The organism is Gemmatimonadota bacterium (assembly GCA_041390105.1).
GTDB lineage: Bacteria > Gemmatimonadota > Gemmatimonadetes > Longimicrobiales > Gaopeijiaceae > JAGQIF01.
Map to the genome: position 1 here is coordinate 742,294 of JAWKQO010000002.1, position 19,321 is coordinate 761,614.

General features: G+C 67.2%; 18 protein-coding genes. 12 read left to right on the top strand and 6 right to left on the bottom strand.

The genetic code is table 11. The features are described 5' to 3' along the window. Positions 1–10: 10 nt before the first annotated feature. Positions 11–847, top strand: coding sequence for an ion transporter (locus R3E10_12380; GenBank protein MEZ4416535.1), 837 nt, complete (start codon positions 11–13; stop codon positions 845–847). A 62-nt stretch (positions 848–909) separates the two neighbouring features. Here the strand turns inward: R3E10_12380 and R3E10_12385 are convergent, their stop codons facing one another. Beyond that, positions 910–1,416 carry a hypothetical protein gene (locus tag R3E10_12385; GenBank protein MEZ4416536.1) on the bottom strand — a complete coding sequence of 169 codons (507 nt, stop codon included), beginning with the start codon at positions 1,414–1,416 and terminating at the stop codon, positions 910–912. Positions 1,417–1,769: 353 nt separating this feature from the next. Here R3E10_12385 and R3E10_12390 point away from each other — a divergent pair, with 353 nt between their 5' ends. Together R3E10_12390 and R3E10_12395 are read left to right on the top strand one after the other, a co-directional pair. After that, positions 1,770–3,056 (top strand): dicarboxylate/amino acid:cation symporter, encoded by a 1,287-nt coding sequence (locus R3E10_12390; protein MEZ4416537.1) that lies wholly within the window; start codon positions 1,770–1,772, stop codon positions 3,054–3,056. A 29-nt stretch (positions 3,057–3,085) separates the two neighbouring features. Continuing rightward, on the top strand, positions 3,086–4,399 hold the full coding sequence (locus R3E10_12395) for an amino acid permease (GenBank protein ID MEZ4416538.1): 1,314 nt from the start codon (positions 3,086–3,088) through the stop codon (positions 4,397–4,399). Positions 4,400–4,454: 55 nt separating this feature from the next. On the opposite strand, the gene R3E10_12400 is transcribed toward R3E10_12395, so the two are convergent. After that, complete coding sequence (locus R3E10_12400; GenBank protein MEZ4416539.1) at positions 4,455–6,038, bottom strand: GNAT family N-acetyltransferase; 1,584 nt, start codon at positions 6,036–6,038, stop codon at positions 4,455–4,457. A 108-nt stretch (positions 6,039–6,146) separates the two neighbouring features. Here R3E10_12400 and R3E10_12405 point away from each other — a divergent pair, with 108 nt between their 5' ends. From R3E10_12405 to R3E10_12430, 6 genes are all read left to right on the top strand, one after another. After that, positions 6,147–6,971: an amidohydrolase family protein gene (locus R3E10_12405; protein ID MEZ4416540.1), complete on the top strand. Its 825-nt coding sequence runs from the start codon at positions 6,147–6,149 to the stop codon at positions 6,969–6,971. Further along, entirely contained in the window at positions 6,968–7,399 is a 432-nt protein-coding gene (locus R3E10_12410; GenBank protein MEZ4416541.1) for a DCC1-like thiol-disulfide oxidoreductase family protein, read from the top strand. Before R3E10_12405 ends, R3E10_12410 begins: the two co-directional genes overlap by 4 nt. Before the next feature lie 47 nt (positions 7,400–7,446). Beyond that, entirely contained in the window at positions 7,447–7,860 is a 414-nt protein-coding gene (locus R3E10_12415; protein ID MEZ4416542.1) for a hypothetical protein, read from the top strand. A 110-nt stretch (positions 7,861–7,970) separates the two neighbouring features. After that, positions 7,971–9,296 (top strand): TolC family protein, encoded by a 1,326-nt coding sequence (locus R3E10_12420; GenBank protein ID MEZ4416543.1) that lies wholly within the window; start codon positions 7,971–7,973, stop codon positions 9,294–9,296. Then, positions 9,293–10,507 carry an efflux RND transporter periplasmic adaptor subunit gene (locus R3E10_12425; GenBank protein ID MEZ4416544.1) on the top strand — a complete coding sequence of 405 codons (1,215 nt, stop codon included), beginning with the start codon at positions 9,293–9,295 and terminating at the stop codon, positions 10,505–10,507. Before R3E10_12420 ends, R3E10_12425 begins: the two co-directional genes overlap by 4 nt. Next, a complete protein-coding gene (locus R3E10_12430) occupies positions 10,500–13,607 on the top strand; it encodes a CusA/CzcA family heavy metal efflux RND transporter (GenBank protein MEZ4416545.1) in 3,108 nt (1,035 codons plus the stop codon). Before R3E10_12425 ends, R3E10_12430 begins: the two co-directional genes overlap by 8 nt. 13 nt (positions 13,608–13,620) lie before the next feature. Here the strand turns inward: R3E10_12430 and R3E10_12435 are convergent, their stop codons facing one another. Together R3E10_12435 and R3E10_12440 are read right to left on the bottom strand one after the other, a co-directional pair. Further along, positions 13,621–14,187: a sigma-70 family RNA polymerase sigma factor gene (locus R3E10_12435; protein ID MEZ4416546.1), complete on the bottom strand. Its 567-nt coding sequence runs from the start codon at positions 14,185–14,187 to the stop codon at positions 13,621–13,623. A 74-nt stretch (positions 14,188–14,261) separates the two neighbouring features. Further along, entirely contained in the window at positions 14,262–14,687 is a 426-nt protein-coding gene (locus tag R3E10_12440) for a hypothetical protein (protein ID MEZ4416547.1), read from the bottom strand. Positions 14,688–14,869: 182 nt separating this feature from the next. Between R3E10_12440 and R3E10_12445 the strand changes: the two genes are divergently transcribed. After that, on the top strand, positions 14,870–15,106 hold the full coding sequence (locus R3E10_12445; protein ID MEZ4416548.1) for a redoxin domain-containing protein: 237 nt from the start codon (positions 14,870–14,872) through the stop codon (positions 15,104–15,106). 9 nt (positions 15,107–15,115) lie between these two features. Beyond that, positions 15,116–15,457 (top strand): redoxin domain-containing protein, encoded by a 342-nt coding sequence (locus tag R3E10_12450; GenBank protein ID MEZ4416549.1) that lies wholly within the window; start codon positions 15,116–15,118, stop codon positions 15,455–15,457. A 166-nt stretch (positions 15,458–15,623) separates the two neighbouring features. On the opposite strand, the gene R3E10_12455 is transcribed toward R3E10_12450, so the two are convergent. Then, positions 15,624–16,136 carry a TlpA disulfide reductase family protein gene (locus R3E10_12455; GenBank protein MEZ4416550.1) on the bottom strand — a complete coding sequence of 171 codons (513 nt, stop codon included), beginning with the start codon at positions 16,134–16,136 and terminating at the stop codon, positions 15,624–15,626. Positions 16,137–16,283: 147 nt separating this feature from the next. Next, a complete protein-coding gene (locus R3E10_12460) occupies positions 16,284–17,024 on the bottom strand; it encodes a cytochrome c biogenesis protein CcdA (GenBank protein ID MEZ4416551.1) in 741 nt (246 codons plus the stop codon). Between the two features lie 129 nt (positions 17,025–17,153). Between R3E10_12460 and R3E10_12465 the strand changes: the two genes are divergently transcribed. Further along, the gene (locus R3E10_12465) at positions 17,154–19,280 is read left to right on the top strand and encodes a sulfatase (protein ID MEZ4416552.1); all 2,127 of its coding nucleotides are present in this window, start codon (positions 17,154–17,156) and stop codon (positions 19,278–19,280) included. Positions 19,281–19,321 lie beyond the last annotated feature (41 nt).

The following is a 19,321-nucleotide window of genomic DNA, read 5'->3' on the forward strand; positions in this document are numbered from 1 at the left end:
AGATCGGGTAGTGGACGTACCGCGTCGACCGGAAGGCGGCGCCGCCTGGAGGCAGCGTGCCTACGAGATCATCTTCGAGCACGACACCCGGGCGGGGAAGGTCTTCGACGTTCTTCTGATCGCGGTCATCCTGGCTTCGGTGGCGGTGGTGATGCTGGACTCGGTCCAGTCCGTGGCCCGCGATCATCGCCCGCTGCTGAGGGCCGTGGAGTGGGCCTTCACGCTGTTGTTCACGGTCGAGTATGTGCTGCGCCTGCTCTCGGTCCAGAGGCCCTCCACCTACGCGCTCTCCTTCCTTGGCTTGGTCGATCTGGCTTCGGTCCTTCCGACCTATCTCAGCCTGATCCTCCCCGGCGGTCAGTACCTGATCGTGATTCGCATCCTGCGTGTGATACGGGTCTTCCGGGTCCTGAAGCTCGTCCAATACGTGGGCGAAGCCGGAACGCTGGGGCGAGCCCTGCGCGCCAGTCGCTACAAGATCACGGTGTTCCTGATCGTGGTGCTGTCGATGGTGATCGTGGTCGGCGCGGTCATGTACCTGATCGAGGGACCCGAGCACGGGTTCAGCAGCATCCCGACGGCGGTGTACTGGGCCATCGTCACGCTCACCACGGTCGGCTATGGCGACATCTCACCGCAGACCGCACCGGGGCAGATTCTCGCGGCCGTCCTGATGATCCTGGGGTACGCCATCATCGCGGTCCCGACGGGGATCGTGTCGGTCGAGCTCGCTCAGGCCACGCGCGCCGGGTCACGAGCGTGCGGAACGTGCGGGGCGGGTGCCGACGCCGATGCGCGCTACTGCAAGGCGTGCGGAAGGCCCCTGGTGGGTGTGGACCGACCCTGATCCGGCCGCTGGCGCGTCGTCGATCGAGGGGTCGCACCCACCAGGGGCACTACCGGCTCAGGTCATCCGGCCTGCAACGCGCTCCCGTGGAACCGTTCGCGCAGCCGCACCCGATCTGCGTTTCCGATCAACGGGGAGAACGCCAACCGTTGGGCACGGGCGGCTAGCTTCAGCGCCCGCTCGCCCAGGCCTTCGTCGGATGCGATCCAGGCGGCATCCGCGAACGCAGTGGCTGCCGTGAGGACGTCGCCCTCGTTGAGGGCGCGCTCCCCTGCCGCTTCCATTCCGTTCAGGGCCTCGCGTTCGTCGCCCGTGTAGAAGCTCAGCTTCGCTGCCTGGACGAGGTTCTGCACCGCCACAGGATCGCCTATGGGCCGCAGCGCCGCGGCCTCCCGTAGGAGGTCGGCCGCATCGTCCCAGGCCTTCATTTGATCGATCAGCGACCCAGCCTCCGCCTCGAGGCTGGCGGCATGGCCGATGGACGTGTCCTGGGCCGAGAGTCCACCCGGGCCCGCCAAGGCCGAAAGACCCGTCATGATCAAGCCGAATGTCCAGCGTTTCCGTCCCATCCTCCACCTCCTCCTCATCATTGGACCGGAGCGTTTCGGACGCTCCGTCAGGCTCAGACCGAATGCGGTTGCGCGGGGTGACGGTTCCCCGTGGACAAGCACCTACGACCGCGGCGCACTCCCTGTGTCACGTTTTCGCGGCTTCCCCTGGGATGGATCGTGGTCGCCGCGTGGTTGCTCGGGCCGGCGACGGCCCCGGCCCCGGCGCCATCGGTCTTCCGATGCGGCCCGGCGGGCCACACTTGTGGTCCAGCCACCACCGAGCGACACTTTCCCCCCGCCGATCCTGGCCGGGCGGCTTCGCCCGGCCGCGGTCGGCGTTTTCTCATGTCGAGCGGCCACGGAGCGTATCGATGAAGCTGCACACGAAGATCGTGATCGGTCTGGTCGCAGGGGCGGTGGTCGGAGGCGCGGCGAACGCCTTCGCTCCGGACGCCGCCTGGGTGCGTTGGATCGCGGACAACGTCGCGGGGCCAGTGGGTCAGGTCTTTCTGCGAATGCTCCTCATGACGGTCGTTCCCCTGGTATTCGCGTCGATCACCCTGGGTGTGGCCGGCATCGGGGATATCGGCAAGGTGGGGCGGCTGGGAGGCAAGACGCTGCTCTACTTCCTCACGTCGACCGCCATCGCCGTGGTCATCGGACTGACCCTGGTGAACGTGCTCAACCCGGGTGGCGGCATCGACGACGCCACGCGCGAGCAGCTCTTCGCCAGCTACCGGAGTCAGGCCGAGGGAATGCAGGCGGGTGGGCCCACCGGATTCGGCGTGCAGACCTTCGTCAACATGGTGCCGCGCAACCCTGTGCAGGCCGCGGCCAACATGGAGATGCTCGGCGTCATCTTCTTCTCCCTGATGTTCGGGATCGCCCTGACGCTGATCCCGGCGGAGAAGGCTGAGCCGATGATCAAGGTCGTCGATGCTCTGGGTGAAGTCGTGATCCGCATCATCGACATCGCGATGAAGCTGGCGCCCTACGGCGTGTTCGGGCTGATCTTCGTGGTTACGTCCCGGTTCGGGTGGGGTCTGCTACAACAACTCGGGATGTACGTGGTCGTGGTCGTCGGTGGCCTCTTCCTGCATGCGACCATCTCCATCTCGATGCTGGTCCGCTTCCTGGGAGGGATGAACCCCCTCACCTTCTGGAAGAAGGCACGGGCGCCCGTGATCACCGCGTTTTCCACCAGCTCCAGCAATGCCACTCTGCCCACCAACATCGCCACCGCCGAGCAGGAGATGGGGGTGCCGCCCACCGTTGCAGGCTTCGTGTTGCCTCTGGGGGCGACCATGAACATGAACGGCACCTCGCTCTACGAGGGAGTGACGGTGCTGTTCCTGGCGCAGGTGTTCGGCGTGGATCTCAATCTCGGGCAGCAGATCGTGGTGGTGCTGCTCTCGGTGATCACGGCCGTCGGCGCCGCGGGCGTTCCTGGTGGCTCGTTGCCGCTGATCATGATGGTCCTTGCCACGGTGGGCGTGCCCGCCGAGGGAATTGCCATCATCCTCGGCGTGGACCGCATCCTGGACATGTGCCGCACCACGGTGAACGTTGCGGGTGACCTTTCCGCAGCGGTCTTTGTGGCTCGCTCGGAAGAGCGGCTACAGGAGCGAACCCAGTCCACCGCACGAAAGGCGGCCTAGCCGAGGTCGTCACAACCGGAGTAGAGCCAATGGCCAAAGGCCTCGAGCGCGCACTGGGGACCCGCGATCTGACGCTGCTGGTCGTCGGCAACGTCATCGGCTCCGGGATCTTCCTGGTTCCCAGCACGGTTCTGGCTCAAGCCGGCTCGGTGCGCTGGGCCATGGGCGCCTGGTTGTTCGGCGGGGTTCTCTCCCTGTTCGGCGCGCTCACCTACGGTGAGCTCGGCGCCATGGACAAAGGGTCGGGGGGTCTCTACGCATACATCCGTGATGCGTTCGGACCGTTTCTCGCCTTCATCTACGGCTGGACGCTGTTCTTCGTCATCGGGTCGGGGACCATCGCCACTCTGGCGGTGGCGGCCGCCAACTACATGAGCCAGTTCGCCCCCCTGGGCCCGCTGGTACGGAAGCTCATCGCGATCGGGCTGCTGGCGCTGATGGCGGTCATCAACATCCTGGGCACGCGTCGCAGCGCCAACGTCCAGAACGTGGCCACCTTGATCAAGGCCGGGGCGATCGTGGTGATGAGCGTCGTGCTCTTGGCGCTCGGCAACGTCGGCTCGGCGTTCGATGCGCTACCGACGTCCATGGCGGGGTCGACGTCGGCGCTGGCGGCCCTGGGTGTGGCCATGATCTCGGTGCTCTGGGCCTACGAGGGCTGGCAGTACGTGACCTTCTCCGCGGGCGAAGCCACCGACCCGCAGCGGTCGTTTCCCCGCGCCATCGCCCTGGGAACCCTCTTCTTGATCGTGCTCTACCTCGTCGCCAACCTGGCCTACCTGGCCGCGCTGGGACCGGAGCGCGTGGCAGTCTCGGAGCGGGTGGCGGGTGAGGCGGTGGCGGCCACGATGGGCGCCGCGGCCGGTCAGTTGATCGCGTTGGTCATCATCATCTCGATGTACAGCGCCGCCCATGCCACGGTCATCACGTCTCCCAGGGTCTATTTCACGATGGCCGGAGACGGCCTCTTCTTCCGTCGGCTGGCTGAAGTACACCCGCGCTACGGCACACCGGCGTTCGCCATTGGCGCCAACTGCGTGTGGGCCATGGTGCTGGCCGCCACCGGGACCTTCGAACAGCTGCTGACCTACGTGGTGTTCGTGGGCTGGATCTTCTACGGCCTCGGCGCTGCCAGCATCTTCGTCTTCCGCCGCCGCCGCCCGGACACCGAGCGACCGTTCCGCGTTCCCGGGTATCCGTGGACGCCCGCCCTCTTCGTGCTCTCGGCCGTGGCCCTGGTACTGAACACCATCGTCGAGCAGCCCGTCCAGGCCGCGATCGGAATCGGCGTGGTACTGTTGGGCGCGCCGGCCTACCTGGTCTGGCGGGGGCGACCCGGCTGATCCGGAGGCGCGGACCCTTCGCTACGAGCGCCGCGGCACCCTGCCGACGGCCTCGTCAGAAACGCCGCTCGGCGCCCCCGTCCTTCCAGATGACGCCGTAGAGATCGGGGCGCCGGTCCTTCCAGGGCTGGACCGTTCCTGTATGCCGGTGCCGGCGTAGCAGCTCCAGGTCGACATCGTGGACCACCAGCGTCTCGATGTTCGGCGTGCACTCCCCTGCGATGCCGTCGCGTGCGAACGAGAAGTCCAGAGGTGTGAAGATCCCGCTCTGCGCGTAATGCACGTCCGCGTTGTGCACGAAAGGCAGGTTGCCCGTGCAGCCGGAGAGGACCACGTAGACGTCGTTTTCGACGGCGCGCGCCTGGGCGCAGTAGCGCACGCGCAGGTAGCCGGCTCGGTCATCCGTGTTGAAGGGCACGAAGATGATCTGGGCGCCCTGGCTGGCCACGATGCGGGCGGTCTCGGGGAACTCGACGTCGTAGCAGATGAGGATGGCGATGCGGCCGCGGTCCGTATCGAAGACGTGGAGCCCCGGACCGGGCTCGACCCCCCACCAGCGGCGCTCGGCCGGGGTGACGTGGGTCTTGTACTGCTTCTCGATGGTGCCATCCCGCCGGAAGAGGTACGCGACGTTGTAGAGGTGGCCGTCCTCGACGGTGAACTGGGAGCCCGCAATGACGTTCATGTTGTACTTGATCGCCATGCGGGAAAAGAAGTCCAGGTATTGGGAGGTGCGGTCGGCCAGCCGCCGGGCCGCCTCGCTGGGGCGCATGCGCCCCTCCAGCGAAAGAAGCTGAGTCGTGAACAGCTCGGGGAACAGCAGGAAATCGCACTGGTTGTCCGAGGCCGTGTCCAGGAAGTACTCGGACTGCATGCAGAACTCGTCCCAGGTATCGATGTGCCGCATCTGGTACTGGACGGTTCCGATGCGGACCAGCGAGACGCGCTGAAGGCGGCCTTGCTGTTCAGGGACGTGCTCGAGATTGGTCCACTCGAGATGGGTGGCGTATCCGCGCGATGCAGTATCCGACGGAAAGTAGTCCGGGATCAGGGCCTTGATATCGAAGCCGTTGGCGACCTGGGTCGTCAACACCGGGTCGTACAGACCCCGTTGCGTGACCTGTTCCGCATACTCACTCGCGCTCATCTGATCAGCGTACTGTCCGTACCCGGGGATACGGCCGCCGATGATGATGCGGGCGAGGTTGAGTCTCCGAGCCAATGCCTTGCGCGCGTCGTAGAGGCGGCGGGCCAGGCGCATGCCGCGGAACTCGGGATCGACCATGATCTCGATTCCGTAGAGGGTATCACCCTCCGGGTCATGGTTGCGGATGTAGCCGGCGTCCGACACCAGTCGCCAATCGTGCCATTCCTCGTACATGTCGAAGTCGAGGACCAGGGATGACGCCGAAGCCACGAGGCGACCCTTGTATTCGATGCAGAGCTGTCCCTCGGGGAAGATGCGGAGCTGGCTCTCGATCTGGTCCTGCCCCCAGGTCTGCATCCCCGGGAAACAGCGCTTCTGCATCTCGATCAACGCGCCGAAATCGTCGATCGCCAGGGGACGAAGGCGGATCCTGCGCTCGAAGTCCTTGAGATCGATACCCTGCGCGCTCGTGCCGGAGTCCTTGATGACCATGGGCTCTTGAAGTTGAAGGTACCCGGAATCTACCACGCTGGACCGGGTGCCAGGGAGACGCTAGCATGTCGCCTCCAGCCTCGTATGCCCTCCTCCGGACCGTCGCCGATGCTGATCGACTGCCACGTCCACCTGAACAACTACACCGAGAATCCGGGTCGCCCTACACGGGAGAACGCCCAGGAGTTGTTCGAGGAGATGGCTCGCCATGGCATCGACCACGCCGTGGTCCTGACGTCCTACAAGACCAACGTGGACCGCCCCAGCGTCGAGGAGGTGGTCGAGGCTCTGGCGGCGGACCCGCGCACCACCGTGGTGGAGGGGCTGCAGTGGCGCCACGAGCAGCGCACGGACCTCTTTCACATGGAGGAGCGAATCCGGGACGGGATCGTCAAGGGCATCAAGCTCTACCCCGGGTACGACAAGTATCCCATCAACGATCCGTCACTGGAGGCCGTGTTTCGACTGGCGGCGAAGTACGATGTGCCGGTCATGATCCACTGCGGCGACACGTATGCGCGCGACGCCAAGGTACGCATGGCGCATCCGCTCCTGGTCGACGACGTCGCAGTGGACTACCCCGACGTGCGGTTCGTGATCTGTCACCTGGGGAATCCGTGGTTTCAGGACACGGCGGAGGTGCTCTACAAGAACGACAACGTATACGCGGACATCTCCGGACTCACGCTCGGGAACTTCACGTACGAGTTTGAGCGCTACCTGGTACAACGGGTCAAAGACATGATTCTGTACATGGGCGACCCCGGCAAGCAGCTCATGTATGGAAGCGACTGGCCGTTGGTCGGCATGGGGCCGTACGTGAAGTTCCTCGACACCCTCGAGCTTCCCGACTCGGCCGTCGAGAACGTGAAGTGGCGGACCGCGGCGGGACTGTTCCGCATCGATATGCCCCCTGGGACGGAAGGGTCGTGACCGGGGCGCCGCCGCAGGGTGGCCCGATCCTGCTGTTCGATGGGCTCTGCGGGTTCTGCGATGGCACGGTCCGGTTCGTGTTGGCGCGCGACCGGAGCGGCTCGGTCCGCTTTGCGCCGTTGCAGGGGACCTTTGCAGCGTCCGTCCTCGAGAGGCACCCCGAGCTCCGCGACGTCGATTCATTGGTGTTGGTGGAGTCTTCCGCCAATGGGCAGGAGGAGCGCGTCTGGGTGCGCAGTGAGGGGGCCATTCGCCTGGCCCTTCATCTCGGTGGCGTATGGCGGCTCGCTGGGCTGCTCCGCGTCCTTCCCCGCGGACTGCGCGACCGGCTCTACGACGGGTTCGCCCGCAACCGGTACCGGTGGTTCACGCGCTACGAATCCTGTCGCGTGCCGGATGCGGCCGTGCGCCCACGATTCCTGGACTAGCCGGCCCAAGGACTTCCTCCCGCCGCCGCGAGCCAGTACACTCAGATATGGTCCGAAACCGTCGCTGGCGATTCCCGCCGCTGCTGGTTCTGCTGACCTTCGCTCCGCAGCTCATGGGGGCGGCGCAGCCCTGGCATTGCGCCGCCAGCGCCATGGCTGCGGCGGAGGGCCGGGCAGCGGACGGCGCCATGGCCATGGACCACCATGCTGGGGCCCCCGGCACGCTCGTCGATTCGCACCACGACGAGGACCAGAGCGGTCCGGCGTGTTGTCCGGAGTCCCGAGTCCCCTCGGACGGGGCCCATTGCACATCGATGTTGCACTGCTACTCAGGGGTTCCGTCGCCTGCGGCGGCCGAGGTGCCCGGACTCGCCATCGCGCTGGTCGGTGCCACCTACGGACCCTCCTGGAGCGTCCAGATCAATCTGGGCGCCCACCCCACTCCTCCTCCCAGAGCCTGACCGCTCGGTTGGTCTGATCGCGCGCGGGCCTGGGTTCCCCTGGGCCAGCGGGCGTGCTCCGCTGCACACCGGTGTCGGCGGAGAGTTCTCGGTTCTCATGGAGGAGTTCCGTGCCTACTGCTGTTGTCTTGGCCGGTCGCGCCGTGTTGGCCGGCGTGTGTTGCGTTCTGTGGATCCCCGGATCCGCGCACTCCGCTGACCGGGGACTGCGGAGCGGGAGAGAGGACGCCCCCGGGGCGCGAGTCGGCGCGGACACGCTGCGGCTGGCCGAGGTGATCGAGGAGTCGCTCGCCTCCAATCCGACGCTGGATGCGCAGCGTTCACGGGCCTCCGCGGAGGCAGAACGCACTTCCTCGGCCGCTGCTCTCCCTGAGCCCGTGCTCTCGTTCGGGTTCATGAATCGTAGCCTGAGCGACCTGGGCAGCTCGGAACCCATGACCATGAACCAGGTGGAACTGATGCAGCGCGTGCCCTGGTTCGGAGTGCGCGCTGCGCAACGGGAAGGCGCTGCCGCACGGGCGGACGCGGCTCGCTGGGACGTCGACGAGTGGGCGGCGGTCCTACGCGCACAGGCCACCGAGGCATACGTCCGGATCGGGTGGATCGATCGCGCGATCGAGGTGGAGCGACGCACGGAAGGGCGGCTTCGGGACCTGCTCGAGGTAGCGCAGTCGCGCTACGGGGTGGGCGAGGGCACGCAGCGGGACGTTCTGCAGGCTCAGGTGGCGATTGCGCGCAAGACCGCCGATCTGGAGATGCTGTCACAGCAGCGCGTCGCCGCCGTCGCCCGCTTGAACGCGCTCCGGGGGCGGGAGCACCACAGCCCGATCGACGCGGTGGAGTTCCCCGAACCGCGCGGCGTGCTTCCCGACGGAGACACGCTGTTCGCCAGGGCGCGGTCGTGGCGTCCGGCACTACAGGGGGCTCGCGCCCGAGCCGGTGCCGCCGAGGCGACCCGGACGCTGGCCCAGCGCGCCTGGCTGCCGGAGTGGACGGTACGCTTGGGCTACGGCCAGCGACCGCACTTCGGGGACATGGCGTCCCTCATGGTCGGGGCTGCCCTGCCGGTGTGGCCCTCGCAACGCCAGCGACCGCTGCAGCGTGAGGCCGAGGCGCTCGTAGAGGTGGAGCGTGCCCGAGAACGCGCCCTGGATGCAGATACCTACGCACGGATCATCGAGCTGCGCGCAGAAGCGGAGCGCGCCGCCAGCCTGGAGCGCCTGTATGGCGGCTCCGTGCTCCCGCAAGCCGAAGCAGCGGTGGAGTCGTCACTGGCCGCCTACCGGGTCGGGCGCGTGGACTACGACACCCTTCTGGACGACCAGATCTCCGCGAGCACCGCGGAACTGGAGCGTCTCCGTCAAATCGTCGAGTACTGGATCGCTGTGGCCGGAATCGAGGCCATCGCGGGACCGTTGGGAGGAGAATCGCGATGAGCAAGAGAACCTGGTCCGTCGTGGCGCTGCTCGTGCTGCTCGCGTGCCGTGGCGAGGAGCCGTCGGAGCAGACAGCAGACCCGATGGCGTCCATGGGAGAGATGGACCATTCCCAGCACGGGGGAGGTGCGCCCGATGTGCGGCAGGCGGTGCATCTCACGCCCGACCAGGAACGCGCCCTGGGCGTCTCCTACCTGACCGTCGCACGACAGGATCTGACTCGCACGATTCGCACGGTGGGACGCATCGAGGCGCGCGAGTCGGGGTGGGAGGACGTGACCCCCAAGGTGGCTGGTTTTGTCGAGCGGCTGTGGGTAGCCACGACGGGCGAGCCGGTGCGTCGAGGTCAGCCGCTCCTCGGTCTCTACAGCCCCGAGCTGGTTACAGCCCAAGAAGAGCTGCTCACCGCCCGGCGCTTGCGAGATCGAGTGGGCACTTCCGCTTCCGAAGCCGCGGCCCAAGCGCAGGCGCTCGTGGACGCGGCCCGCCGCCGACTGCTCTACTGGGACATCAGCGAGGCGCAGATCCAGGCGCTCGAAGAGACCGGAGCCGTGACGAAGACGCTCGCCTTGGTAGCGCCCGTCGACGGAGTCGTGCTGGAGAAACCCGTGATCGAAGGTCAACGGGTCGAGCCGGGGCAGCTGCTCTATCGAGTCGCGGATCTGTCCGAGGTCTGGGTGGAGGGGGAGGTCTTCGAGCGGGACCTGCAGCTCGTAAGGGAGGGCATGCAGGCGCACATCGAGGTCTCGGCGTATCCGGGCGAGCACCGGATGGGGAACGTGAGCTTCGTCTATCCGACGGTCGATGCCATCGCGCGCACCAACGCAGTCCGGGTGACGCTGCCGAACCGGGATCTCCGGCTCAAGCCGGGGATGTTCGCCACGGTCTTCTTCGACGCGAGCCTGGGGGACGATCAGATCGTGGTACCGGTCAGCGCGGTCATCGTCACGGGGGAACGGAGCCTCGTCTTCGTCCACGAAGCGTCGGGCATGCTGACGCCGAGGGAGGTCGTGCTCGGCGCTCAGGCCGATCCCTTGGTTCAGGTGTTGTCAGGACTCACCGAGGGAGAGGAAATCGTGAGCTCCGCGAACTTCCTCATCGACGCGGAATCGCGGCTGGGGGCGACGGGCGGGAGCATGCCGGGGATGCAGCACGGGGCGGACCCCGCTCCGATGGCTCCAGCGGCCGATACGGGACACACACATGATTGACCGTATCGTGGACTGGTCCTTGGCGAACCGCTTCCTCGTGCTGCTCGGAGCGGTCGCTCTGGCGCTGGGTGGCCTCCGAGCCATGATGACGACTCCGCTCGACGCCATCCCCGACCTGTCCGATGTGCAGGTGATCGTGCAGACGGACTTCCGGGAGCAAGCGCCCCAGATCGTCGAAGATCAGATCACCTATCCCATCGCCAGCGAGATGCTCAAGGTCCCGGGCGCGCGCGTGGTGCGGGGCTTCTCCTTCTTCGGCCTCTCCCTGGTCTACGTCATCTTCGAGGACGGGACCGACGTGTATTGGGCCCGCTCGCGCGTGCTGGAGTATCTCAGCGCCATCCGTCGCCAGCTGCCGAGTGGGGTCGAGCCGGCGTTGGGCCCCGACGCCACGGGCGTCGGCTGGATCTTCCAGTACGTCCTCGAGTCGGATCGGCATGACCTGCAGCAGTTGCGAGCCCTCCAGGACTGGTTCATCCGCTATCAACTCACGGCCGTCCCTGGTGTGTCAGAAGTGGCCAGCGTGGGGGGATTCGAGAAACAATACCAGGTGGAGGTGAACCCCGAGCGTCTGCGCGCCTTCGGGATTCCAGTGACACGCGTCGCCCAGGCAATCGGGGCGCACAACGTGGATATCGGTGCGCGCGTGCTGGAGATGGGTGGGCGCGAATACATGATCCGCGGCCTGGGCTATCTGGGAGACGTCGACGCCATCCGTGACGTCGCCGTGGGGGCCACAGAAAGCGGGACGCCCATCCGTGTGGCGGACGTGGCTCGCGTGCAGGCAGGACCTGCCCCGCGGCGGGGGGCCGCCGATCTGGACGGCAAGGGCGAGACCGTGTCCGGCATCGTGGTGATGCGGTTCGGTGCCGACGCCTACGAGACCATCGCCGCCGTGAAGGCGCGGCTCAGCGAGATCGAGGCCGGACTCCCGGACGGTGTGCGCCTGAGTGTGGCCTATGACCGCAGCGATCTCATCCGGCGCGCCATCCGTACGTTGCAGGAGAAGCTGGTGGAGGAATCGCTGATCGTGGCGCTGATCGCGGTGCTCTTCCTGCTTCACCTGCGCTCGGCGTTCGTGGCCATCCTGACCTTGCCGCTCGGCATCCTGGCGTCATTCCTGGTGATGCGCTGGATCGGCGTGGGGGCCAACATCATGAGCCTGGGCGGCATCGCCATCGCGATCGGGGCGATGGTCGACGCGGCCATCGTGATGATCGAGAACATGCACAAGCACCTGGAACGAGCCGGCGACCCGTCCGACCGCTGGCAGATCGTGCGGGAGAGTTGCCGGGAGGTCGCAGGCCCGCTGTTCTTCTCGCTCCTGGTCATCACGTTCTCGTTTCTGCCCGTGTTCGTGCTGGAGCAGCAGGAGGGTCGCCTGTTCCGGCCCCTGGCCTTCACCAAGACCTTCGCGATGGCGGGGGCGGCCCTGCTCTCGATCACGCTGGTGCCGGTGCTGATGGGCTACCTGGTGCGAGGGCGAATTCGCCCCGAGCGCTCCAATCCTGTCAACCGGGTGCTCCGGCGCGCCTACGAGCCCGTGATTCGGATCACGACCCGCCGCCCCTGGTGGGTCGTGCTGGGCGCGTTGGCGCTGGTGGCTCTGAGCGTACTGCCCTGGCGGCGCTTGGGAAGCGAGTTCATGCCCATGTTGCACGAGGGCTCGGTGCTCTTCATGCCCACCACGGTTCCGGGCGTGTCCATCGCGCAGGCGCGCGAGATCCTGCAGCACCAGGACTCCATACTCGCTAGCGTCCCGGAGGTCGAGCGCGTGTTGGGGAAGGTCGGTCGGGCCAACTCGGCGACGGACCCGGCACCCCTGGAGATGTTCGAGACGACCATCACACTGCGCCCCGAATCCGAGTGGCGTCCAGGAATGACCTACGATCGCCTCGTCGCGGAGATGGACGAGAAGGTTCGTTTGCCCGGGGTGACCAACGCCTGGACCATGCCGATCAAGGGCCGGATCGACATGCTGGCCACTGGTGTGCGGACACCGGTGGGGATCAAGGTCTTCGGTCCCGACCTGCAAGAGCTCGAGCGGCTCGGACGGCGGATCGAGGAGGTGGTGGCGCGGGTGCCCGGCACGCGTAGCGCATTCGCCGAGCGCGGAGTCTCCGGCTACTACGTCGACATCGACGTGCACCGACCCGACGCGGCACGTTTCGGCCTGAACGTGGGCGATATCCACGACGCGGTCGTGTCGACCATCGGCGGCGTAGATGCTGCGTATACCGTCGAAGGGCGCGAGCGGTACGCCGTCAACGTGCGCTACCCGCGTGAGCTGCGGGACGACGTGGAGAAGCTTCGTCAGGTCCTGATTCCCGCTGGGGGTGCGCAGATCCCTCTCGGGCAGGTAGCGGGAGTGGACGTGGTCCAGGGTCCCATGGCCATCAAGACGGAGAACGCGTTCCCGGTCGCGACGGTGTTCGTGGACATCGGCGAGCGAGACGTGGGGCGCTACGTACGGGATGCCCAAGCAGCGGTCAGTCGCGAGGTCACGCTACCCGCCGGGTACACGGTGGTGTGGAGCGGCCAGTACGAGTTCATGCAACGCGTCACCGAGAAGATGCGCATCGTGGTGCCCATCACCCTGGCGATCATCTTCCTTCTGCTCTACTTGAGCTTCCGCAACGCCGCCAAGGTGGGGATCGTCATGGTGGCCGTGCCTCTCTCTCTGGTTGGCGGCGTGTGGTTCCTGTGGATGCTCGGATACAACACGTCCGTCGCCGTGTGGATCGGCTTCATCGCACTCGCCGGGGTCGCCGCCGAGACCGGTGTCGTGATGCTCATCTACCTGGATGAGGCCTACCGTCGACATCGGGAGGAAGGACGGATGGCGTCGGAGGCGGATCTGGCGGAAGCGGTGCGCGAAGGAGCGGTCGAGCGCCTCCGGCCCAAGATGATGACCGTGACCGCCATCATAGCGGGGCTGCTGCCCATCCTGTGGAGTCACGGCACGGGGGCGGATGTGATGAAGCGGATCGCGGCGCCGATGGTCGGAGGCATGGTGAGCGCCACCCTACAGACGCTGGTGGTCATTCCGGCGCTCTACCTGATCTGGCGTCGTCGACAACTCCGAGGGCGCAGTCTGTGAATGAAGACCGCGCCTAGCCCTCGGCCCCGTGGATTTCACGGTAGAGCCAGGCGCGCGCCATGCGGAGATCGCGGTGCACGGTGGCGGGAGACACGTCGAGGACCTTGGCGATCTCCTCGTAGCCCAGACCGCCGAAGTAGAGCAGCTCGATCGCCTTTGCCTTGCGCTCGTCCAGTTCGCTCAAGCGCTGAAGAGCGGCGTCGAGGTCCAGGAACGTGTCGGGCCGTGCGTCCGCTGCCAGATCCTCGTGCAGCGTGACGCCGACCTGCCCCCCGCCGCGCTTCTCCCGCGATCGCTTGCGGGCGTGGTCCACCAGAATCCGCCGCATGGTGCGGGCGGCCACGGCAAAGAAGTGGCCGCGCCCTTCCCAGGCGACGTCGGAGCCCGCAACTCTGAGATAGAGCTCGCTGACGAGGGCCGTGGCCTGCAGCGTGTGTCCAGATTTCTCGTTTTGCAGGTAGCGCTGAGCGAGGGCATGCAGATCCCGGTACACGAGCGGCATCAGCTGCTCGAGCACGGCTTCGTCTCCCTCACGCCACTCGAGCACGAGGCGGGTGATGTCGGGCGCGGACTCGTTCATGGGCGCAATATGCGAAGGTCCGCCGCCCGGGCCAGTCGGCACCCGCGGGGCCTCTTTCGCCAGGGCCACCGTCCTCAGAAGGCCCGGCTGAGGCTCATGGTGCCCTGGCTGACCGAGACCCGTCCTGAGCCGCATGGTTGGGAGGTCTGGGCACGCCGGGCCACGCCGCTCAGCGCGCTGGCCTGTTCGGCCAGCTGCAGCCCGCTACTGCCCCAGCTCACACAGGTGTTGGGGTCCGCCGCGGTGCCCCAGCTGAAGACACCGGTCGCGGGATCCAGCGTGCCCGTCAGGGACTGGGTGGTGGAGCCGGCAGTGAAGTCGCCCGACACGTCGTTGCCCGACTGACGCAGGACCATCCGCACGGTTGTGCTGGCGCCGAAGGTGCCGGTCCAGGTGCCCGTCAGGTCCGGGCCTCCCGAGTCGGGGCCGGTGCCGGTGTCGCAGGCGCCCAGGAGCGGTGCCAGGGCCGCGAGGAGGAGCAGTTGTGTCAGGGTTCGCATGGGAGGCCTCGCCAGGGGATCGGGTTCCTACCTCCAAAGGCGCTGTTCGGGCGGTTCCACCCTCATGCCCCCAGGGAAGGCCCCTCCGCACTCGGACGCGCCCTGGCGCGGACCGCTCGCTGCTCGGTAGGGTACGGGCCAGGAATACCAACGTCGTCCCTTCCACCGAGGAGCAAGCCCGGATGCGCCGATTCGCAGCGTTCGTACTCCTCGCGGGGGCGCTCAGCATGGGGAAGGCCGCTCCTGCAGCGGCCCAGCAAACGGGCTCGGGACTGCTGGCCGTCGGCCAGATGGCGCCCGACTTCGCGCTACCGGGAGCGACCCGCTTCGGGGCCCTGGATCAACCCGTTCGGCTGAGTGACTACCGCGGTGAGACTGTGGTGCTGGCGTTCTTCTTCAAAGTCAGGACGCGTGGCTGAACAGTCCAAATGAATGCGTACCGTGATCAGTACGCCAGCCTGTTTCACGGGGGCCAGAACGTGGTCCTCATCGGAATCTCGAACGACTCGCAGGAAGAGTTGCGTTCCTGGCTCAAGGACGCGGACTACCCGTTCCTGTTCGCCAGTGATCAAGCTCACCAGGGTGCGACCTACCAGGCGTACGGAGGTGGGCTGCGGGACACCGGCAACATCGATAGCCGCACGGTCATCGTGGTGGGCCCGGACGGGCGGATTACGGGTGTGATCCCGCAATTCAACCAGGTGGATCCACAGGCCTACGAGGAGTTGCAGGCCATGATCGACGCGGTGACTCCCGAACCGGAGAGCTGACCCCGAGCGGCGGCGACCGGCCCCAGGAACGACGGCCCGGCCGAGCGTGAAGCTCTGCCGGGCCGGTTTGTTGTTGTAGCCGTCTACGCGCACTCGATGCGGCTGCGCCGCGCAACCGACCGATCAACCCGCCGAGGCGTTGCCTACTCGAGGGTGCTACCAGGTGTCAGTCGCTGCCGGCGACTGCAGCCATGGCGCCCAGCAGATCCTGGTCGGCGCCAACTCCCGTGTACACCACCTTCCCCTGGGCGTCCAGGATCACCACCACGGATGTGGTGGTGGCATCGTACGCGCGTACGGCGGTTCCTTTCCCATCCCACAGGTACGGGTAGCCGGGTTCGTGCTGCTCCACATGGCGGCGCACCCGCCGCAGGGACTGGGACACGCCCACCGCCACCGCCACGACGGCCACACGGTCTCCGTACGCATCATGGATGCGATCGAGTTGGGGCTGAAGCGCCTCGCAGTTCTCGCACCAGGTCGCCCAGAACTCGATCAGCGCCGGCTTGCCGCGCGTGTACTGGAGCAGATCCACGGCGTTGCCGTCGAGGTCCTCCAAGGTCGCGGCGGGGGCCGGCGTACCGAGCGAAGGGCCCACCCCGGAGGACTGGGCGGACAGGGCGGAGGGCAGGAGGGCGCCACAGAACAGCGCCAAACGCCACAGCGGACGAGCTCTCATCAGTGGGTCGATTCCTTCGCTGCGGGTGGAGGTCGCGGGGACGGGGCTTCGGAAGCCCCGGGTCTGTTTCCTCGAACGCCCGAACGGGGCTCCAGGTTCCTCAGGGGGGCGGCGCTGCCCAGACGAGCCGGGCGGGATGCGGGTGTGCTACAGGTTGTATCCGGCCTTCACGAAGTAGTACTGGGCCATGGCGATCATGAGCAATGCCGCGATGCGTTTGACCCAAACCATCCAGGGACCGGAGGACGGCAACAGGGCCAGTGTGCCCGAGAAGATGCCCACCACCACCAGCAGGGCCGTCATCCCGAGCGAGAAGACGAACAGATAGACGAATCCCATCAGGCCCGCCCCGGTCGCGGCCACCCAGGTCAGCACCACCGCGAAGGCCGGTGCGCCGCAGGGCGCCGCGACCACCCCGGAGGTCGCGCCCAGCAGGAACACGGCCGGGAAGCTCCCGCCCTCCTGCCGACCCGCCCATTGCATGAGTCGACGAGGCACGGGGACGGGGAGCACATCGAGCATGGTGAGGGCGAACAGGAGAAGCAGATTCCCGACCACCAGCAGTGCCCAGGGGCTCGCGCTCACAGTGCCGAACAGGGTCCCGGTCACGCCCGCCAACGCGCCCAGCAACGCGTACAGGAGGGCCATTCCCAGCGCGTAGGTCAGCGTCAGCGCCACAGTGCGACCTCGCGATTGCCCTTCCCGGGCCGTGCCCGCGATCACCGACACCGTGATCGGGATCATCGGATAGACACACGGCGTCAGGCTGGTGAGCAGCCCCGCCCCGAAGAGCGTGGCCAGCGCCAGCAGTGGCCTGGTGGCCAGCGCCTCGGAGAGCCCACCGGCGGGCTCGATCTGCAGGATGGCTTCGAACACCAGGTGCCCCATGGAGCGGTTCGCCGGTAGGAGGAAGGCATGGCCCCGACGTAGAGAGCGTGGCCCGGAGTATGCGTGGCGCGCAGTGGGTAGGGAAGCGGCGGCGTTGACCCGCGGTTCCCCCAAGCGGTACGGTGAGACATGCCCCCACAGCGTTTCAAGCTCTCCGGCGGGGGACGAGTGCGCCCGGCGACTGTCGCGGGAGTGATCCTCGTCCTCTGGCTCGTGGTCGCCTACGCCCTCGTCCCCTGGCTGATCTCCGAGGCCTATGCGGGCCGCGGGCTCACGGCGGTTCAGCGGCTGATGGCCGGGCGCAAAGGGGTGGCGCTGGAGCGCTACCAGGGCGCTTGGGCCGGGCTGGCCCATCGGGTCAGCCTGCTGCTGGTCCTGGCGACCGCCGCGCTGGCCACCGCACGTCACTGGCGAGCACGCTTGGCTCGGCTGACAGAGCGGGTGGCGGGGTCGCCCCCTCACGCCGGGGTCGGCATGGGGTTGGCCAGCGCCGTGGTGCTGGGACTGACAGCGGGCGTGCTGGAGGCCGGGTCGGTGCTTTCGCATCGAGCGCTGAACGGCGTCTTCGCGAACCCCCCGAATCCGGACTACCTGTGGATGGCGCCTGCCGGGCTGGCGCTTCTCTTTGTCGTTCTCGCGATACTGCTCGCGATCGCGGTGCGCGCGGCCGGGTCAGAGGGGCTTTCCCGCTCGGCCTTGCTGGGTGTCCTGGTGACCCTGGGCCTGTGGACGGTCCTGCGTTCGTGGGAGTCCGGCATCCATCCCTGGGCGCTGTTCGTTCTGGCCGCGGGCGTGGCTTCACGGGTGGCACCCTGGGTGGCTCGTGACAGCGCCCGCTTGCGTCGCACGCTGATTGCCCTCGGCCTTCCCATGATTCTGGTGGCCGTAGTCGCGTTCCTGTGGCAACACCCTATCCGCGCCGTGCGCGAAGCGCGGGCGCGTGAGCGGGTGGAACCGGCACCGGCGGGGGCGCCCAACGTGCTGCTGCTGGTCCTGGACACCACGCGGCGCCACAGCCTCAGCCTGTATGGATACCCGCGTACCACAACGCCCGAGCTGGAGCGACTGGCGTCACGGGGGACCGTGTTCGATCTGGCCGTGGCGCCCGCGCCTTGGACGCTGCCCTCGCATGCTTCCTTGCTGACCGGCCGGGCGACGCACGAGCTGTCTGCCGATTGGGACATGCCCTTGGACGGGGCCTTCCCGACGTTGGCCGACGCCCTGGGCACGCGCGGGTGGACCACGGGCGGGTTCGTGGCGAACTACGGATACACGGCGCGGGGGAGCGGGCTGGAGCGCGGCTTCTCCACCTATCGTGACTTCAAGATCTCCGTGCCCGAGGTCATGGGCTCGTCCCGCCTCCTGCGCGTGGTCAACCGGCAGGCGCGGCGCTGGCCAGGTGGGATGGCGTTCGACCGCCGCAAGATCGCCCAGGACGTCAACGCCGAGTTGCTGAGTTGGTTGGACGACATCGGCACGCGCCCGTTCTTCGCGTTCCTCAACTACATCGATGCGCACGGTCCCTACGAGCGCTTCGATCCCTACTATCTACGCTTCCGGGCACAGTCCCTCTCCGATGTGGACATCGGACCGTCGGGGAGTGAGGCGGGGGAGGCGGCGCGCAGGGATCGGATCGACCGGTACGACAGCGCCATCGCCAACATCGACAGCGCCATCGGTGCACTGCTGGATTCACTCGCTGCCCGCGGAGTTCTCGATCGAACGCTGGTCATCGTCACGGCCGATCACGGCGAACACATCGGGGATCACGGACTCGAAGGCCACGAGGGAAGTCTCTACTGTCCCCTCGTGTGTGTTCCCCTCGTGGTGGCGTTCCCTGGAACGGTACCCGCGGGACGGCATGTCCAGGGCGCTGTCTCTCTCCAGCAGATCCCTGCCACCATCGCGGATCTGCTCGACCTGAACGACGCGCCCTTTCCTGGACCGTCCCTGCGGCAGGCCTGGTCCGGGAAGGAGTGGCGGCCACAGCGGGCGTGGGTCGCGTGGTCCCAGCTCAATCCCTCCCCATATCGAGACCGCGAGGGCCCGGTAGAGAAGGGGCCACTCCAGTCGGTCGCGCAGGATCGGTGGCACTACATCCGCAACGGCGACGATTCGGAAGAGCTCTACGATCTGGTTGCGGATCCCTGGGAGGCCTCCCCGTTGCCGCGGACCCACGAGGTCCCCGACGCCCTCAGGAAGGAGTGGGAGCGCATCTGGAAAGGCGCGGCGCCCGATCCGTCTCCCGGCGGCTGAGCCGACGAGCGTCCCTGGGCTCGGACGGGTCCTTCAGCTCC

What these genes read in the sequence shown, in the direction of transcription:
- R3E10_12385 (MEZ4416536.1), bottom strand. Translation starts at nt 1,416, where the DNA reads ATGGGACGGAAACGCTGGACATTCGGCTTGATCATGACGGGTCTTTCG.
- R3E10_12390 (MEZ4416537.1), top strand. Translation starts at nt 1,770, where the DNA reads ATGAAGCTGCACACGAAGATCGTGATCGGTCTGGTCGCAGGGGCGGTG.
- R3E10_12395 (MEZ4416538.1), top strand. Translation starts at nt 3,086, where the DNA reads ATGGCCAAAGGCCTCGAGCGCGCACTGGGGACCCGCGATCTGACGCTG.
- R3E10_12400 (MEZ4416539.1), bottom strand. Translation starts at nt 6,038, where the DNA reads ATGGTCATCAAGGACTCCGGCACGAGCGCGCAGGGTATCGATCTCAAG.
- R3E10_12405 (MEZ4416540.1), top strand. Translation starts at nt 6,147, where the DNA reads ATGCTGATCGACTGCCACGTCCACCTGAACAACTACACCGAGAATCCG.
- R3E10_12415 (MEZ4416542.1), top strand. Translation starts at nt 7,447, where the DNA reads ATGGTCCGAAACCGTCGCTGGCGATTCCCGCCGCTGCTGGTTCTGCTG.
- R3E10_12425 (MEZ4416544.1), top strand. Translation starts at nt 9,293, where the DNA reads ATGAGCAAGAGAACCTGGTCCGTCGTGGCGCTGCTCGTGCTGCTCGCG.
- R3E10_12430 (MEZ4416545.1), top strand. Translation starts at nt 10,500, where the DNA reads ATGATTGACCGTATCGTGGACTGGTCCTTGGCGAACCGCTTCCTCGTG.
- R3E10_12435 (MEZ4416546.1), bottom strand. Translation starts at nt 14,187, where the DNA reads ATGAACGAGTCCGCGCCCGACATCACCCGCCTCGTGCTCGAGTGGCGT.
- R3E10_12440 (MEZ4416547.1), bottom strand. Translation starts at nt 14,687, where the DNA reads ATGCGAACCCTGACACAACTGCTCCTCCTCGCGGCCCTGGCACCGCTC.
- R3E10_12445 (MEZ4416548.1), top strand. Translation starts at nt 14,870, where the DNA reads ATGCGCCGATTCGCAGCGTTCGTACTCCTCGCGGGGGCGCTCAGCATG.
- R3E10_12450 (MEZ4416549.1), top strand. Translation starts at nt 15,116, where the DNA reads ATGAATGCGTACCGTGATCAGTACGCCAGCCTGTTTCACGGGGGCCAG.
- R3E10_12455 (MEZ4416550.1), bottom strand. Translation starts at nt 16,136, where the DNA reads ATGAGAGCTCGTCCGCTGTGGCGTTTGGCGCTGTTCTGTGGCGCCCTC.
- R3E10_12460 (MEZ4416551.1), bottom strand. Translation starts at nt 17,024, where the DNA reads ATGGGGCACCTGGTGTTCGAAGCCATCCTGCAGATCGAGCCCGCCGGT.
- R3E10_12465 (MEZ4416552.1), top strand. Translation starts at nt 17,154, where the DNA reads ATGCCCCCACAGCGTTTCAAGCTCTCCGGCGGGGGACGAGTGCGCCCG.